This is a genomic window from Pseudomonas fluorescens (genome assembly GCF_902497855.1).
In the GTDB taxonomy this organism is placed as follows: Bacteria; Pseudomonadota; Gammaproteobacteria; order Pseudomonadales; family Pseudomonadaceae; genus Aquipseudomonas; species Aquipseudomonas fluorescens_BI.
The window spans coordinates 38,807-52,614 of the sequence record NZ_CABVHU010000024.1 but is presented as its reverse complement, the minus strand read 5'-3'; the positions used below and the strand labels follow the sequence as shown (position 1 = coordinate 52,614).

Annotated in this window: 12 protein-coding genes; 7 read left to right on the top strand and 5 right to left on the bottom strand. The window is 60.1% G+C overall.

Annotated features, from left to right (window positions below):
• Positions 1-61 precede the first annotated feature (61 nt).
• The 5 genes from F8N96_RS31590 (at position 62) to F8N96_RS31570 (ending at position 5,478) form a co-directional block, all read left to right on the top strand.
• Positions 62-1,270, top strand: coding sequence for an MFS transporter (locus tag F8N96_RS31590; protein ID WP_150801109.1), 1,209 nt, complete (start codon positions 62-64; stop codon positions 1,268-1,270).
• Between the two features lie 221 nt (positions 1,271-1,491).
• Positions 1,492-2,418, top strand: coding sequence for a DUF72 domain-containing protein (locus tag F8N96_RS31585; RefSeq protein WP_150801108.1), 927 nt, complete (start codon positions 1,492-1,494; stop codon positions 2,416-2,418).
• The gene (locus tag F8N96_RS31580; RefSeq protein WP_150801107.1) at positions 2,415-3,212 is read left to right on the top strand and encodes an endonuclease/exonuclease/phosphatase family protein; all 798 of its coding nucleotides are present in this window, start codon (positions 2,415-2,417) and stop codon (positions 3,210-3,212) included. The genes F8N96_RS31585 and F8N96_RS31580 overlap by 4 nt, the downstream gene beginning before the upstream one ends.
• Positions 3,209-4,492 carry a cardiolipin synthase ClsB gene (gene clsB / locus F8N96_RS31575; RefSeq protein ID WP_150801106.1) on the top strand — a complete coding sequence of 428 codons (1,284 nt, stop codon included), beginning with the start codon at positions 3,209-3,211 and terminating at the stop codon, positions 4,490-4,492. Before F8N96_RS31580 ends, clsB begins: the two co-directional genes overlap by 4 nt.
• Positions 4,492-5,478 carry a lysylphosphatidylglycerol synthase domain-containing protein gene (locus F8N96_RS31570; protein WP_150801105.1) on the top strand — a complete coding sequence of 329 codons (987 nt, stop codon included), beginning with the start codon at positions 4,492-4,494 and terminating at the stop codon, positions 5,476-5,478. The genes clsB and F8N96_RS31570 overlap by 1 nt, the downstream gene beginning before the upstream one ends.
• 101 nt (positions 5,479-5,579) lie before the next feature.
• Here F8N96_RS31570 and F8N96_RS31565 read toward each other — a convergent pair whose 3' ends face one another.
• From F8N96_RS31565 to F8N96_RS31555, 3 genes are all read right to left on the bottom strand, one after another.
• Positions 5,580-6,338 (bottom strand): alpha/beta hydrolase family protein, encoded by a 759-nt coding sequence (locus tag F8N96_RS31565; protein ID WP_150766953.1) that lies wholly within the window; start codon positions 6,336-6,338, stop codon positions 5,580-5,582.
• Positions 6,328-7,437, bottom strand: coding sequence for a DUF3182 family protein (locus F8N96_RS31560; RefSeq protein WP_150801104.1), 1,110 nt, complete (start codon positions 7,435-7,437; stop codon positions 6,328-6,330). Before F8N96_RS31560 ends, F8N96_RS31565 begins: the two co-directional genes overlap by 11 nt.
• 233 nt (positions 7,438-7,670) lie before the next feature.
• Complete coding sequence (locus F8N96_RS31555) at positions 7,671-8,663, bottom strand: GlxA family transcriptional regulator (RefSeq protein WP_150801103.1); 993 nt, start codon at positions 8,661-8,663, stop codon at positions 7,671-7,673.
• Between the two features lie 101 nt (positions 8,664-8,764).
• Between F8N96_RS31555 and F8N96_RS31550 the strand changes: the two genes are divergently transcribed.
• Complete coding sequence (locus F8N96_RS31550) at positions 8,765-9,319, top strand: cysteine hydrolase family protein (RefSeq protein ID WP_150801102.1); 555 nt, start codon at positions 8,765-8,767, stop codon at positions 9,317-9,319.
• Between the two features lie 150 nt (positions 9,320-9,469).
• Positions 9,470-11,674, top strand: a complete 2,205-nt coding sequence (locus F8N96_RS31545; protein WP_150801101.1) for an OsmC domain/YcaO domain-containing protein — start codon at positions 9,470-9,472, stop codon at positions 11,672-11,674.
• Between the two features lie 188 nt (positions 11,675-11,862).
• Here F8N96_RS31545 and F8N96_RS31540 read toward each other — a convergent pair whose 3' ends face one another.
• Positions 11,863-12,390, bottom strand: a complete 528-nt coding sequence (locus F8N96_RS31540) for a single-stranded DNA-binding protein (RefSeq protein ID WP_010467282.1) — start codon at positions 12,388-12,390, stop codon at positions 11,863-11,865.
• 9 nt (positions 12,391-12,399) lie between these two features.
• Positions 12,400-13,797, bottom strand: coding sequence for an MFS transporter (locus F8N96_RS31535; RefSeq protein WP_150801100.1), 1,398 nt, complete (start codon positions 13,795-13,797; stop codon positions 12,400-12,402).
• Positions 13,798-13,808: the final 11 nt, after the last annotated feature.

The window sequence follows — 13,808 nt, the reverse complement described above, 5'->3', positions numbered from 1 at the left end:
TTCCGCACAACCGAAACCCCGACACTGCGCTCCATCAATCAAATCCACCGGAGTTGCAGCCATGCCCATTGCCTTGCTCGCGCTGACCCTCAGCGCCTTCGCCATCGGGACGACCGAGTTCGTCATCGTTGGCTTGTTACCCACTATAGGCGCCGATCTCGGTGTCAGCCTGCCGTCCGCCGGGCTGCTGGTCAGCCTCTATGCCCTGGGTGTCGCCATCGGTGCCCCAGTGTTGACCGCCCTCACCGGTAAAGTCCCGCGCAAATTGCTGCTGTTGTCGCTGATGGTGCTGTTCACCCTCGGCAACCTGCTGGCGTGGCAGGCACCGAGCTACGAATCACTGATCATTGCGCGGATCGTTACCGGCCTGGCCCATGGGGTGTTTTTCTCGATCGGTTCGACCATCGCCACCAGCCTGGTATCGAAGGAAAAAGCCGCCAGCGCGATCGCCATCATGTTCACCGGCCTGACCGTGGCGCTGGTCACTGGCGTGCCGCTGGGGACATTCATCGGCCAGCATTTCGGCTGGCGTGAAACCTTCCTCGCCGTGTCCGCGCTGGGTGTGATCGCCTTTATCGGCAGCCTGCTCTATGTGCCGAAGAACATCACCCACAGCAAACCGGCCTCGCTGCTGGAACAATTGCAGGTGCTCAAGCAACCCCGCTTGCTGCTGGTGTATGCCATGACCGCAGTCGGCTACGGCGGCTCGTTCATCGCGTTTACCTTCCTGGCACCGATTCTCCAGGACATTTCAGGCTTCAGTGCCGGCACTGTCAGCCTGGTGTTGCTGGTTTACGGGATCTCGGTGGCGGTCGGCAATATCTGGGGCGGCAAACTGGCAGACAAACATGGCCCGATCAGCGCCCTGAAAGTCATTTTCGCCCTGCTCGCCGCGGTCCTGTTCGTGCTGACCTTTACCGCGGGCAACCCATGGCTGGCCCTGGCGACCGTGCTGGTCTGGGGAGCAGTCGCGTTCGGTAACGTACCGGGCCTGCAGGTTTATGTAGTGCGTCAGGCCGAACATCACACCCCCAATGCAGTGGATGTGGCTTCCGGCCTGAACATCGCGGCCTTCAACCTCGGCATCGCCGGTGGCGCCTGGGGCGGTGGATTGATCGTCGCTCATCTGGGTTTGATCCATACCGCGTGGATCGGTGGTCTGGTGGTATTGGTGGCGCTGGCGCTGACGGTGTGGAGTGGACGTCTTGATCGCCTCGGTCCAGTGTATGCACAACCTGAAGACGCCGCCCGCGTAGTCACCGGCCATTGATCAACCCCTGTGGGAGCGAGACCGGCTTGCCGGCGAAGCCGGCAACACATCCAACATCGATGTAACTTGACCCACCGCTTTCGCGAGCAGGCTCGCTCCCACAATTGATCGACGGTGATCAATAAAGCGTTTACCGCCCGTAGCTCCGTCGAAACTTTATCCCTTGCCCCGCAGTCAGCAAAAGACAGGGGTAGTCCGAAGACCATTAGACGGGAGGCGATATGGCGACGATTCACATTGGCATTTCAGGTTGGCGGTACACGCCCTGGCGGGGGGATTTCTACCCGAAGGGGCTGACCCAGAAGCGCGAATTGCAATTCGCGTCGCGGGCCGTTAACAGTATCGAAATCAATGGATCGTTTTACGCCCTGCAGCGGCCCGAACGTTACGCCCAGTGGTACGCCGAAACGCCAACGGACTTCGTGTTCAGTGTCAAAGCGCCACGCTTCATTACCCACATCAAGCGCCTGCGTGACGTTCACAAACCGCTGGCGAACTTTTTCGCCTCCGGAGTACTGGAACTCAAGGAAAAACTCGGTCCGATCCTCTGGCAGTTCCCGCCCAACTTCAAATTCAATGCCGAGCTGTTCGAGACCTTCCTGCAGCAACTGCCGCACGACACCGAACAGGCCGCCGCCCTCGCCCGCCAGCATGATTCCCACGTCAACGGCCACGCCAGCCTGAGGGCTCACAAAAAAAAGCGTTTGCGTCATGCCGTGGAAATTCGCAATGAAAGCTTCGTCGACCCGGCCTTCGTCCATCTGCTGAAACGCTACGACACCGCCCTGGTCATCGCCGATACCGCCGGCAAATGGCCCTATCGCGAAGATATCACCAGCGACTTCGTCTATCTGCGCCTGCACGGCGCCGAAGAACTTTATGCCAGCGGCTACACGCCACAAGCGCTGAAACGCTGGGGCGACCGCATCGAGGCCTGGCATCAGGGCAAGCAACCGAGCGACCCACAGTTGATCGCGCCGAAGCAAAAGCCCAAGGTGCGCAAATCCCGCGAGGTGTTCTGCTATTTCGACAACGACATCAAGGTCCGCGCGCCGTTCGATGCGCGCAGCCTTCTGCAACGCTTCCATCTCGATAAAACCCTCACCACTGCCCCCGGCGAGCCTGCTGCCGAAGGAGTGCTGCCATGAACAGTTCCGAGCAGCTCAGCGTAGCGGATGATCAGGCACAAACCATTGAGCCGGTCAGTCGGTTCACCGTACTGACCGTCAACACCCACAAGGGCTTCACCGCCTTGAACCGGCGCTTCATCCTCCCCGAATTGCGCGAAGCGGTGCGTAGCGTGTCGGCCGACGTGGTGTTTTTGCAGGAGGTTCACGGCACCCACGAACATCATCCGGCGCGTTACAGCAATTGGCCGCAGATGCCGCAGTATGAGTTCCTCGCCGACACCCTGTGGCCGCAGTTCGCCTATGGACGCAACGCGGTCTACCCGGCGGGGGATCATGGCAATGCGCTGCTGTCGAAATTCCAGATCATTCGCCATGACAATCTCGACGTGTCCATCAGCGGGCATGAAAACCGGGGCATCCTGCATTGCGTGCTGCGCCTGCCCGGCGACGGTCAGGAAGTGCACGCCATTTGCGTGCATCTGGGCCTGCGCGAAAGCCACCGTAATGCACAGCTCAAGCTGCTGGCCAGCCGTCTTGCAGAGTTGCCGGCCAAGGCCCCGGTGGTGGTTGCCGGTGACTTCAACGACTGGCGCCAGCGCGCCGATGCACTGCTCAAGCCCTGTGGCCTGCGAGAAGTGTTCGCCGAACTCCACGGCAAACCGGCGCGCAGTTTCCCGGCACGCCTGCCGGCGTTGCGCCTGGACCGCATCTACGTGCGCAACCTCAAGGCCAGCCGTCCGCAAGTATTGGCGTCGCGCCCCTGGTCCCACCTTTCCGATCACGCACCGTTGTCGGTGGAGATCGAGCTATGAGCAGCCCATCGATGGAAAAAACCAGCGTGGAACACTTATCCGCCACCCCACCTGTGCGTGAACCCGGCACGGTCGATGTCGAGTACGGCTGGCAGGGCAACAATCTCGTGGAGCTGCTGGAAAACGGCGAAGCGTATTTCCCTCGGGTGTTCGACGTCATGCGCCAGGCCAAGAGTGAAATCCTCCTGGAAACCTTCATCGTGTTCGAGGACAAGGTTGGCAATGAACTGCAGCAAGTGCTGATCGACGCCGCCAGTCGCGGCGTGCGGGTCACCGCCAGTCTGGACGGTTTTGGCTGCGGCGAACTGAGCACCGCCTTTCTCGCGGCGCTGAGCGAGGCCGGCGTGCGTATCCAGATATTCGATCCCGCCCCCAAGCACTTCGGCATTCGTACCAACTGGTTCCGTCGCCTGCACCGCAAGATAGTGGTGGTCGACGGCACCATCGCGTTCATTGGCGGGATCAACTTTTCTGCCGACCATCTGGCCGACTTCGGTCCCGAGGCCAAACAGGATTATTCGGTGGAAGTGCAAGGCCCGGCGGTGGCCGATATCCATCACTTCGCACTGCTGCAAAGCGGCCGGCCAGCCCGGGCCAAATACTGGTGGCAACGTCGAAGGCAGCGGCGCCAGGAACTGGCCTTCACCGATCACGACGGCCAGGTGCGACTCGTCTATCGCGACAACGGTGAACACACCACCGATATCGAAGAGGTTTACCGCCAGGTGCTGCGCAGCGCCCAACGGCGGGTGGTGATCGCCAACGCCTACTTCTTTCCGGGGTATCGCCTGCTGCGCGAAATCCGCAACGCGGCCCGGCGTGGCGTCGATGTGCGTCTGATCCTGCAAGGCCAGCCCGACATGCTGGTGGCCAAACTCGCGGCGCGCATGACCTATGACTACCTGCTCAAATCCGGCGTGCGGATTTATGAATACTGTGACCGCCCGCTGCACGGCAAAGTCGCGCTGGTGGATGAGGACTGGAGCACGGTGGGTTCGAGCAACCTGGACCCGTTGAGCCTGTCCATGAACCTGGAAGCCAACGTGTTGATCCGCGATCGCGCCTTCAATCGCGACCTGTTCGATCGTCTCGAGGACCTGAGCGACCATCACTGCAAAGCCATGTCCGCGGACAAGTCACCCCGCGGACGGGTCTGGCACATGACCGTCGGTTTTCTGGTGTTTCACTTCCTGCGGCACTTCCCGGCCTGGGCCGGTTGGCTGCCGGCGCACAAGCCGCGCCTGAAACCTTTTTCCCACACCGCCCGGAGTGACACCTGATGAGCCACTCTGAAACACAACCGGCCACCCACGCCGACCACCCACACAAGTCGCGCTGGAGCCGCTGGAAAAAACCGCTGACGATGCTGTTTTTCCTGGCGCTGATCGTACTGTTCACCATGCTCGCCCAGCGCATCGAGTGGGATGAAGTGTTCAGCAACCTCGCTGATTTCAAGGTTCGCACGCTGATCATCGCGTCCGGGGTGACGTTGGTCAGTTTTCTGGTCTACGCCTGCTTCGACCTGATCGGCCGTACCTACATTCGCCAGGACCTGACCTGGAAGCAAATCCTGCCGGTGGGGATCATCAGCTACGCCTTCAACCTCAACCTGAGCGCCTGGGTCGGTGGCGTTGCCATGCGGTATCGCCTGTACTCGCGTCTCGGGGTGAGCAAAGGCAACATCGCGAAGATCCTCGGCCTGAGCCTGGCGACCAACTGGTTCGGCTACATGGTCATTGCCGGTGCAGTGTTCACCAGCGGGCTGGTGCGGATGCCGCCAGGCTGGAAGCTCAGCACCGGTGCGTTGCAAGGGGTGGGCGTGGTGTTGCTGTTGGTGAGCGCGGGGTACCTGGTGGCGTGTCAGTTTTCCCGGCGCCGGGAATGGTCGATCCGCGGGGTGGAAATCAATCTGCCGTCCCTGCGTATGGCGATCCTGCAACTGGCCCTCGGGGCGCTGAACTGGTCGCTGATGGCTGCGGTGATTTTCACCCTGTTGCCGAGCAAACTGGACTATCCGCTGGTGCTGGGGGTGCTGTTGATCAGCGCGATCGCCGGAGTGATCACGCATATTCCTGCGGGGCTTGGGGTGTTGGAGGCGGTGTTCGTGGCGTTGCTGCAACATGAGGCTTCACGGGGGAGTCTGGTGGCAGGGTTGCTGGCGTATCGGGCGATCTATTTCATCTTGCCGCTGTTGATTACGGTGGTGATGTATCTGGTTGTCGAGGCCAAGGCCAAGTCGTTGCGGATTGCGAAGAAACCCAAGTGATCGCCTGGGTCTGTCATGGCACCTTCGCGGGCAAGCCTCGCTCCCACGGACTTGGGTCTTTGTAGGAGCGAGGCTTGCCCGCGAAGAACCCACCGCCGATCTCAAGTCGATTGAATAATGCTCAACCGCTCGCCCACCACCATCTCTGTAATCCAGTCCACCAGGATCGAGGTGTACGCCTGTTGCGAAACCGGGTCGCTCAAGGCGTGATCCGATCCGTCGATAATCCGGTGTGTCAGGGAATGCGTCTGCTGACAGGCCGCCCGGTAACTCATGATGGTGGCGTGCGGCACATAGTCATCGGTCTCGGACTCGACCAGCAGCACGTCCCCGGTAAAGTGCGAACAGGCATGCAGCGCACGATTGCTGTCGGCGCGAACCAGCGTGCTGCGATAGTCACGCAGATCGAGCTTGTCCAGGTCACGCTTGGGGGTATTCCATTGATCGTCGCGATACAGCGCCGGCACCCGCAGCGCCAACCAGCGTACCGGGCGCAACGACGTCAGGATCGACGCCAGATAACCCCCATAGCTGGTGCCGACCACGGCAATCGCCGAGGTATCGAGCGCCGGATGGGCCAGCAGCCGGTCATAGGCCGCCAGCAGGTCGCGCAGGTTGTCCTCACGCGTCACCCGTGTCAGCGGAATGCCAGTGCCACCGGTGTGCCCGCGCAAGTCGAACGTCAGGCACACACACCCCAGGCCAGCGATGCCTTTTGCCCGTTCCAGATCCCGCTCCTGGCTGCCACCCCAGCCGTGCACGAACAACACGCCCGGGACTTTTGACTTGGGGCTGAGAAAGGTCCCGGTCATCTGTTCATCATCGATGTCGATCTGAATGGTTTCGCTTCTAGCCGTCATAGGATTTAACCGTTACGTACTTGAGTAGAAAGTCACTGTTCTGCGCCGGCCCGCGGTAGACCTCGATGGCGTCCGCGGGCAGGGGCTGATCGATGTACGTCTCCACCGAAGACACGCGAATCGCACGCATCCCCGGATCGTTGACGAAGCTCTGCAAGGCCGCCACTTCGGCACTGCTGGCACCGCCCATGCGCCAGGATTGCTCCAGCACACCGCTGCGCGACTTGCCGTTGCTGTCCAGTCCCTGGGCAATATCGTAGTTGCGCCGCGAGGCGTAGAAACCTGGATAGGATTCATCCGCGGCGCTGTCGAAGACCTGCGCTTGCCGGATCGCCAGTCGCACATCGTCAGGCAGTGCCAGCTCGAGCAAGTCATCGTAATAACCCTGGACCACGAGCAGATTGGAGCCTCCATAAACCTGCTCGCCTTGACCGTCTTCGGTCAAGTATTGATCACCGCAGTAACTCAGCACCTTGTCGCCGATAAAGCTCTGGCCGACGCTGTGGGTGATGACATTGGCCAGATCCTGCTCGAGCACCACGCCTTCGGTGAACAGCGTTCTCGCATCGGGTCTGGCAAGAATCCCATCGAACTGGTCGAGGCTCTTGATCACTTCCTGACCGCGTCCGGCGCAGGCATGGATGGGCTTGAGGCGAATGGGGCCGGTGTAGAGCAGGTGTTCTGCCGCAGGACGCGCATCGTCCAGAGAAAAAACACTGAGACCATCAAGCACAACACTGCGCACGCGCTCGGAAAACAGCGACGACCACCCTGGCGGGGCGTGGGCATTTTTACTACGCAACCCGTGGCTGATGGCTTTGGTGCAGATGAAGTCGTGGTCGACGTACCCGCCCCACAAATCATCCGGCCCTTTCACGCCCAACTCCAGGGCGGCCGCGGTGCCTACCAGGGTCTGGGTCGGTAATAGATAAAGGTCATGGCCGCGGTGTAATCGAGGGTCGTAACTGCCACCGAATTTGAGCCCGAGGATTTGCGCCAGCCAACGGGCCAGCGCGCGATTGGTTTCGACTTCGTGCTGTGGAGCGTCGGGGCGCACCGAATGGGCGACCACCAGTTTCTTGCGGTTTGCTGGGGTCATGCATCCCCCTTCAATCGGCACGTGATGAATGTAGTGTCAGGGGTGCAGAGATCAGGCCAAGGATGGCTGGTAAGAAACGGTTTTCAAATCAGGCAGTTGTGGGAAGAGTGATGGCACTAAGCCTGTTTTAATCTGCACGAAACCAGTCAAGACTCCTGCATTTTGCACGAATGACACACATCAATTGTAGGACTGAGCCCCTCACCACAACAGCGTATTCAGGGGTGAGGCGTCTATCGGGTTGCAGCACTGGATGCCACCCCAAACCGCGCCCGATATTCACTCGGCGCCAACCCGGTAATCTTTTTGAACATCGCCCGAAACGCCCCAGGATCCTGATACCCGACGGTCCAGGCAATGTGATCGATTGTGCCGTTGGTGAACTCAAGCATCTCCCGCGCCTTGCCCACCCGCAGATGCTGGCAGTACTCGGTGGGTTTCAAGCCGGTCGCCGCGCGGAATCGGCGCAGGAAGGTGCGCTCTTCCAGCCCTGCCCGCTCGGCCATCGCCGTCAGCGACACATCGGTCGCGCCAGTGCTTTGCAGCCAATGCTGAACCTTGAGTATCGACGCATCGCCATGGCTGAGAATCGGTGCAAAATTGCTGCCGCACTCGCTCGCGCTGTCGCTGTGTTCCACCACCAGGAAACGCGCAGTACTGGTGGCGATGCTCGGCCCGAGCAGACGGTTCACAAGACGCAAGCCCAGTTCGGACCAGGCCATCAAGCCGGCCGTCGTGATCAAGTCGCCGTCATCGACGATGGGCGTATCGGCCTTGAGCCTGATCGCCGGATAACGCTCGGCGAACGTCTTGGCCGATGTCCAGTGGGTGGTGGCGCTGCGACCGTCGAGCAAGCCGCTTTCAGCCAACAGAATCGAGCCCACGCAAACGCCGCCCAGGATCGCGCCATTGGCATGTTGCTGACGAAGCCAGCGGATCAACGCCTGGGGTGCCTGGCCTTCGGAAAAACCGGCGATCGCCGGCGGGATCAATACTGCAACCAATGCGCTATCCAGGACGGGATGACTGTCGTAGACCCGCTCGGGCACCTGCTCGCCATCGACCTGCCAATGGCTGATCCTCAGCTGCGGCAACCGCGCACTCTGGTGCTCGGCGGCAATCCGGTTCGCTACGGCGAACAAGTCCGTCAACCCGTGCACCGCCGCCAACTGCGCGCCGGGATACATCAGCACAGCCAGTTCGACGATTGCCCTTTCTGCGTCCATTGTCAGTTTTCCCCTTGCTATTGTCGGTGCAGCCAATCCTCGGGCGGCCGGCCAGACCCGATACTTCATTCCACACCAACCCACACTTCAAGGAAACAGTCATGACCCGACAAGCTCTCATCGTAGTCGATATCCAGAACGACTACTTTCCCCAAGGCAAGTGGCCGCTGGTGGGCGCCGATGCCGCGGCGGACAACGCTGTACGCTTGATCAAAGCCTTCCGTGACGCCGGTGATTCGGTGGTACACATCCGCCACGAGTTCACCTCCGACGACGCGCCGTTCTTCACGCCAGGCTCAAAAGGCGCAAAGCTGCACCCCAAAGTCCTCAACCGCGCCGACGAGCCGGTCGTGCTCAAGCACTTCGTCAATTCGTTTCGCGAAACCGAACTGAAATCGATCCTCGACGAGCAAGGCATCAAGGAGCTGGTGGTGGTCGGCAGCATGAGCCACATGTGCGTCGATGGCATCACCCGCGCGGCGGCCGACATGGGCTACACCGTCACCGTCATCCACGACGCCTGTGCCTCCCGCGATCTGGAGTTCAACGGTCTTACCGTTCCGGCAGCCCACGTGCACGCGGCCTTCATGTCGGCCTTGGGTTTTGCCTATGCGAGTGTGGTGTCCACCGACGAGTTCCTGGGGGCCAGTCGCTAAACGCCTCACTCCAAAACCAAAAGGCCAGTAGCGTTCGCAGGATTCTGGCCTTTTTTGTAAACCTGGCTCAGGACAGAGAACCACAAGACTTACCGCTGAAAAGCCGGATAATGGCGGCCAATCGTCTAGCCGTTATTCTGGTAATCCCCCATGGAAATCAAGGTCAACTTTCTCGACAACCTTCGACTTGAAGCCAAGTTCGATGACTTCACGGTGGTGGCCGATCAACCTATCCGCTACAAGGGCGATGGCTCGGCACCGGGTCCGTTCGACTACTTTTTGGCGTCATCGGCTTTGTGTGCGGCCTATTTCGTGAAGTTGTACTGCGACACTCGCAGCATTCCCACCGAAAACATCCGCTTGTCGCAGAACAACATTGTTGATCCGGAAAACCGCTACAACCAGATTTTCAAGATTCAGGTCGAGTTGCCCGCGGACATCTCGGACAAGGACCGCCAAGGCATCCTGCGCTCCATCGACCGTTGCACCGTGAAAAAAGTGGTGCAAGCCGGGCCTGAGTTTGTGATCGAAGAGGTCGAAAACCTCGACGCCGATGCCCAGGCATTGCTGATGCCTGCCGCCAACTCAGAGGCGAGCACTTATATTGCCGGTAAGGATCTGCCGCTGGAGCAAACCATTGCCAATATGTCGGCCATCCTGGCAGACCTGGGCATGAAGATTGAAATCGCCTCGTGGCGCAATATCGTGCCCAATGTGTGGTCGCTGCATATCCGCGATGCGCACTCGCCGATGTGCTTCACCAACGGCAAGGGTTCGACCAAGGAAGGCGCGTTGGCGTCGGCGCTGGGCGAGTTCATCGAGCGACTCAACTGCAACTTCTTCTACAACGATCAGTTCTGGGGCGAAGACATCGCCAACGCCGCGTTTGTGCACTACCCGAATGAGCGCTGGTTCAAGCCTGGCCGTAAAGATGCACTGCCGGCGGAAATTCTCGACGAGTACTGCCTGAAAATTTACAACCGCGACGGCGAGCTGCGTGGTTCCCATCTGATCGATACCAACTCGGGCAACGAAGAGCGTGGCATCTGCTCGCTGCCGTACGTGCGCCAGTCGGACGGCGAGGTGGTGTACTTCCCGTCCAATCTGGTGGAAAACCTGTTCCTGAGCAACGGCATGAGTGCCGGTAACACCCTGGCCGAAGCCCAGGTGCAGTGCTTGTCGGAGATCTTCGAACGCGCGGTAAAACGCGAAATCATCGAAGGTGAATTTGCCCTGCCGGATGTGCCGGCCAACGTGCTGGCGAAGTATCCCGGGATACTGGCCGGTATTCAGGCACTGGAAGAACAAGGGTTCCCCGTGCTGGTAAAGGATGCGTCCCTGGGCGGTGAATTCCCGGTGATGTGCGTCACGCTGATGAACCCGCGTACCGGCGGTGTGTTCGCCTCGTTCGGTGCGCATCCGAGCCTGGAAGTGGCGCTGGAGCGCAGCCTGACCGAATTGCTGCAGGGCCGCAGCTTCGAAGGCCTCAACGACTTGCCCCAGCCGACGTTTGAAGGCCATGCCGTGACCGAGCCGAATAACTTCGTCGAGCACTTCATCGACTCCAGCGGCGTGGTGTCGTGGCGCTTCTTCAGCTCGAAGTCGGATTACGAATTCGTGGAGTGGGACTTCTCCGGCCAGGGTGAAAACTCGAATGCCGAGGAAGCCGCGACCTTGTTCGGCATTCTCGAAGGCATGGGCAAGCAAGTGTACATGGCGGTCTACGAGCATATCGGCGCTAAGGCCTGCCGCATCCTGGTACCGGACTATTCGGAGATTTATCCGGTAGACGATCTGATCTGGGATAACACCAACAAAGCGCTGTTCTTCCGCGCCGACATCCTGAACCTGCATCGCCTGGACGAAGACGAGCTGCGAGCGCTGGTCGAGCGTCTGGTGGAAAGCGAACTGGACGACTACACCGACATCACCAGCTTGATCGGCATCGAATTCGACGACAATACCGCCTGGGGTCAGCTGACGATCCTGGAGTTGAAGCTGCTGATTTATCTCGCCTTGCAGCAATATGAAGAGGCGAAAGAAGCGGTGGAAATGTTCCTGCAGTACAACGACAACACGGTTGAGCGCGGCTTGTTCTACCAGGCCATCAACGTGGTGCTGGAGATGAAGCTGGACGAAGACCTGGAACTGGAAGACTACGAGGCTAATTTCCGCCGGATGTTTGGCAACGAGCGGATGGATGCAGCGATCGGATCGGTCGACGGCAGCGTGCGCTTCCATGGCTTGACGCCGACCAGCATGAAACTGGAGGGGCTCGACAGGCACCTGCGCCTGATTGAGAGCTACAAAAAGCTGCACACGGCACGGGCCAACGTCACGACGTTATCCCGTTGACCGCAATCCTGTAGGAGCCAAGCTTGCTGGCGAAGAACGATGACGCGGTAAATCAGGAAAACCGCGTTATCGTTCTTCGCCAGCAAGCTTGGCTCCTACAAAATGAGGTGCAAAAGAAAACCCCCGACCAGTCCAGAGGATTGATCGGGGGTTTCGGGGCTAAACCTTACAAAGGTCTAAGCCATATCCTAGAACGGGATATCGTCATCAAAGCTGTCGAAATCCGGAGCTGGTTGCGGCGCGGCCTGCTGTGGAGGCGGAGCCTGGCGCGACTGTTGCGGTGCCGACTGCTGCGGACGCGGAGCCTGTTGGCGCGGGGCCGGGGCGGACTGCTGGTAGTTATTGCCCCCGCCTTGTTGGTCGCCCTGCTGTGGACGGCCGCCCAGCAGTTGCATGGTGCCTTGCATGTCGACCACGATTTCAGTGGTGTAACGCTTGATGCCGTCTTTTTCCCACTCGCGGGTCTGCAGCTTGCCTTCGATGTAGACCTGCGAACCTTTACGCAGGTATTCGCCGGCGATTTCCGCCACCTTGCCGAACATCGACACACGGTGCCACTCGGTTTTCTCGACCTTCTGACCGGTTTGCTTGTCGGTCCACTGTTCGCTGGTCGCCAGACTCAGGTTGGTCACGGCGTTACCGTTCGGCAGGTAGCGAACTTCGGGATCCTGGCCGCAAGTGCCGACCAATATGACTTTGTTAACCCCACGGGCCATAACGTTCTCCTAGGCTTCGCACGCTGTCGCGGCCGGGTTGTTCACCAGACGCTCGAGGGTGGTGCGATCCAATAGTTCTGTGTCCAATTTGATGTAAATGGCCGCTTCATCCGCGACTATCACTGCATCTGTTACCCCTACGACGGCCATCAGGCGCTCGACCAGACCCGCTTCGCGGATTGCCTCGGGCGACAGCGGCAAGCGCAGGCTCGTGACGTAGGGAGGTTCGCGCATGGTAACAGCAAAGGCCAACCAGAGGGCAGACAGCCCGGCGCATCCGAGGAAGACAACCGACAAACCGCCATGCTGGAACAGCCAGCCGCCGAGGATCCCGCCCAACGCCGAACCGAGGAACTGGCTGGTGGAGTAAACTCCCATCGCCGTGCCCTTGCCGCCCGCCGGTGAAACCTTGCTGATCAGCGATGGCAACGAAGCTTCCAGCAAGTTGAACGCGGTGAAGAACACCACCGTCCCGATCACCAGGGCCCGCAAGCTATCGCCGAACTGCCAGAAGAATAGCTCAGTGAGCATCAGCGTCAGCACCGCGCCCAGTAAAACTCGTTTCATTTTGCGTTTCTTCTCGCCGTAGATGATGAACGGGATCATGGCGAAGAAGGAAATCAGCAGCGCGGTCAGGTACACCCACCAGTGCTGCTCCTTGGGCAGCCCGGCTTTTTCGACCAGGGCCAGGGGCAATGCAACGAAGCTCGACATCAACATCGCGTGCAACACAAAAATGCCCAGGTCCAGGCGCAGCAGGTCCGGATGCTTGAGCGTCGGCAGCAGCGCCTGACGCGCGACGCCGGACTCGCGATGCTGCAGCGGTCCGGTGGAGCGCGGCACCATGAACATCACAATCAGGATGCCCAACAGCGCCATGCCGCCCGTGGCCAGGAACAGCCCGGACAGACCGAAGGCGCGCGTCAGCAACGGCCCCACCACCATGGCGACAGCGAACGACAGGCCGATGGTCATGCCGATCATGGCCATGGCCTTTGTCCGATGCTGTTCACGGGTCAGGTCCGACAATAGCGCCATCACCGCCGCTGAAATCGCCCCGGCACCTTGCAGGATGCGTCCGGCGATCACGCCCCAGATCGAATCGGCATTGGCCGCCAGCACGCTGCCGAGGGCGAATACGATCAGTCCCAGGTAAATCACCGGTCGGCGACCGATGCGGTCGGAAATGAAACCGAAAGGAATCTGGAAGATCGCCTGGGTCAGGCCGTAAGCGCCAATCGCCAGCCCGATGAGGGCCGGGGTCGCTCCCGCCAGATCCATGCCATAGGTCGCCAGTACCGGCAACACCATGAACATGCCAAGCATACGGAACGCGAACACCAGGGCCAGACCGCTTGCTGCGCGTGTCTCACTGCCACTCATGCGTTCGCTGTGGGGATCGTGCATGGAAAAACCTC

What these genes read in the sequence shown, in the direction of transcription:
- F8N96_RS31590 (WP_150801109.1), top strand. Translation starts at nt 62, where the DNA reads ATGCCCATTGCCTTGCTCGCGCTGACCCTCAGCGCCTTCGCCATCGGG.
- F8N96_RS31585 (WP_150801108.1), top strand. Translation starts at nt 1,492, where the DNA reads ATGGCGACGATTCACATTGGCATTTCAGGTTGGCGGTACACGCCCTGG.
- F8N96_RS31580 (WP_150801107.1), top strand. Translation starts at nt 2,415, where the DNA reads ATGAACAGTTCCGAGCAGCTCAGCGTAGCGGATGATCAGGCACAAACC.
- clsB (WP_150801106.1), top strand. Translation starts at nt 3,209, where the DNA reads ATGAGCAGCCCATCGATGGAAAAAACCAGCGTGGAACACTTATCCGCC.
- F8N96_RS31570 (WP_150801105.1), top strand. Translation starts at nt 4,492, where the DNA reads ATGAGCCACTCTGAAACACAACCGGCCACCCACGCCGACCACCCACAC.
- F8N96_RS31565 (WP_150766953.1), bottom strand. Translation starts at nt 6,338, where the DNA reads ATGACGGCTAGAAGCGAAACCATTCAGATCGACATCGATGATGAACAG.
- F8N96_RS31560 (WP_150801104.1), bottom strand. Translation starts at nt 7,437, where the DNA reads ATGACCCCAGCAAACCGCAAGAAACTGGTGGTCGCCCATTCGGTGCGC.
- F8N96_RS31555 (WP_150801103.1), bottom strand. Translation starts at nt 8,663, where the DNA reads ATGGACGCAGAAAGGGCAATCGTCGAACTGGCTGTGCTGATGTATCCC.
- F8N96_RS31550 (WP_150801102.1), top strand. Translation starts at nt 8,765, where the DNA reads ATGACCCGACAAGCTCTCATCGTAGTCGATATCCAGAACGACTACTTT.
- F8N96_RS31545 (WP_150801101.1), top strand. Translation starts at nt 9,470, where the DNA reads ATGGAAATCAAGGTCAACTTTCTCGACAACCTTCGACTTGAAGCCAAG.
- F8N96_RS31540 (WP_010467282.1), bottom strand. Translation starts at nt 12,390, where the DNA reads ATGGCCCGTGGGGTTAACAAAGTCATATTGGTCGGCACTTGCGGCCAG.
- F8N96_RS31535 (WP_150801100.1), bottom strand. Translation starts at nt 13,797, where the DNA reads ATGCACGATCCCCACAGCGAACGCATGAGTGGCAGTGAGACACGCGCA.